This is a genomic window from Elstera litoralis, assembly GCF_000963705.1.
GTDB lineage: Bacteria > Pseudomonadota > Alphaproteobacteria > Elsterales > Elsteraceae > Elstera > Elstera litoralis.
In genome coordinates, this window is sequence record NZ_LAJY01000468.1 from 1 (window position 1) to 1640 (window position 1640).

The 1640-nt window shown below is 60.2% G+C and carries 4 protein-coding genes; 1 reads left to right on the top strand and 3 read right to left on the bottom strand.

Annotated elements, in window-relative coordinates:
• The first annotated feature begins 122 nt into the window (after window positions 1-122).
• Window positions 123-257 carry a hypothetical protein gene (locus VZ95_RS28335; RefSeq protein ID WP_269747120.1) on the top strand — a complete coding sequence of 45 codons (135 nt, stop codon included), beginning with the start codon at window positions 123-125 and terminating at the stop codon, window positions 255-257.
• A 66-nt stretch (window positions 258-323) separates the two neighbouring features.
• Here the strand turns inward: VZ95_RS28335 and VZ95_RS15890 are convergent, their stop codons facing one another.
• The 3 genes from VZ95_RS15890 to VZ95_RS15900 all read right to left on the bottom strand — a co-directional run.
• Complete coding sequence (locus VZ95_RS15890) at window positions 324-851, bottom strand: GNAT family N-acetyltransferase (RefSeq protein WP_052711842.1); 528 nt, start codon at window positions 849-851, stop codon at window positions 324-326.
• Window positions 848-1159, bottom strand: a complete 312-nt coding sequence (locus tag VZ95_RS15895; RefSeq protein WP_045776730.1) for a type II toxin-antitoxin system TacA family antitoxin — start codon at window positions 1157-1159, stop codon at window positions 848-850. Before VZ95_RS15895 ends, VZ95_RS15890 begins: the two co-directional genes overlap by 4 nt.
• A gap of 111 nt (window positions 1160-1270) precedes the next feature.
• On the bottom strand, window positions 1271-1640 hold a 370-nt coding region (locus VZ95_RS15900; RefSeq protein WP_045776732.1), incomplete at its 5' end, for an integrase core domain-containing protein.

A 1640-nucleotide genomic window follows, 5' to 3' on the forward strand; every position in this document is an offset into this window, starting at 1 on the left:
CTTGTCGATGAAAGAGTTCGACAACGCTGAGTTGGCGCAATCCCAAGCGTCCTGAAGCTGGGGGTTATCTCTTTCGTCACCGGGAACCCGAACTCATTATCAAGGTTCCAGGATGGGAGCCAATGGTTGAAGATCTTTTGGCGACGTCTCGTTCGCAGTTTGAAGCGGATCTTTTAGGCTATAATCCAGCAGCACTTCCCGTCGAGGCAGGGAAAACACAGCCCGACGTTCTTGATCAGTTGCGTCAATTGGCATAGCCCCACAGTAAATATTCCGGAGCGAGGGAGGGGAGGGTTCCGCGCATTGACGGTACCCTCCACCCTTCAATCGAGCCCAGTATTTCGGGGCGCGCGCCTATTCTCAGCACCCCCTGACGCCGCTTTAATCAGTGTATCGATCGGCAGGAAATGCGCGTGGGGGAGGGTTGGGATCGTCTCGAAGCCATAGTGGGTAAAGAAGCGACGTAAGGGCTGGGTGATTGGCCAGGCCACCACCAGCCGAATATCGAGACCCCGGCGAACGTTCAGAATCCGGAGCAGGGCATCGTAGAGCAGGGCGGCTCCGAGCCCCTGCCGCTGGTAGGCTTGGTCGACGGCGAGAAGCCCCAGTATCATGGCCGGGACTGGATTGGGAAGATCGCTGTCGATCATCGGGAGAAGGACGCTGCCGACGGCGACGGTGTAAAAACCGATGACGCGCTTGTCGGTCAGGAGGACAAAGGTTTTGGCGGTCCGCGTCTCGGCGTCACCGGCGCGCTCTCTCAGCCAACCGTCCAGGGCCGGATCGCCGCAGGAAAAAGCGCCTACATCCAATTGCGCGCTGATCGGGACCGGCGGGCTGAAGCGCATCATCGGTTCTGGCTCATCGGTGAGCCGCGCAGCAGGTCAACCAGCGCCGGTGCCGGCTCAAGAGGGCCGGTGAGGGCATCATGGATGACGGCGGCGGCGCTATCACCCAGGTTGAAGACCCGTTGATCCAGCAGGACATCGACAGCGCGGCGGTGGGCGCTATCGACTATATACACCTGCCGGGTAAGGCCAAGGGCCGTCGCTGCCGCATCCACGAGGCCGCGCACTTCGGGGGTCAGCCGTAACGAAACGGTGGTCGGGCGCGCAAGGTCGGAGCGCTGAAGCTCCGCCAAATATTTCGATGTCGTCACGCTTGGGCCTATTGCCTCATTTATGAACCGTCGCCCGACGCGCGGTTCGGTTGGATGATAATCACGGCGACCGACCCACACAGGAAGCGCAAGTGACCTGCCTTGGAACTTTCATCCGGCTGAAAGTAGAGCCTGGGGTAAAGTTACGTCGTTTGGTGCGGTATCGGCAATGGGGCCTGGCTCGGAGCCCGGAACGGGCGGAGAGACTGGCCCCATTGCTTTGAGTTTTGCAGCGTGCGCTGCTGGTGTCTGATAACCCAGCGCCGAATGCGGTCGGACGATGTTATAATCGGCCACCCAGGCCGCAATGACGGCCCGCGCTTGAGCCATGCTGGTGAACAGGGTTTCATTGAGCAACTCGTCCCGCATCCGGCCGTTGAGCCGTAGGCCGGCGTAAGCCAAGCTCTCGCTGTACCCATTCTGCATCGGTTTGCCTGGGGCAATGTAGTGCCATGTGATCTTGGTGTCCTGAGCCCATTTC

Coding starts and splice junctions, on each gene's coding strand:
- VZ95_RS15890 (WP_052711842.1), bottom strand. CDS start 851: ATGATGCGCTTCAGCCCGCCGGTCCCGATCAGCGCGCAATTGGATGTA.
- VZ95_RS28335 (WP_269747120.1), top strand. CDS start 123: ATGGTTGAAGATCTTTTGGCGACGTCTCGTTCGCAGTTTGAAGCGGAT.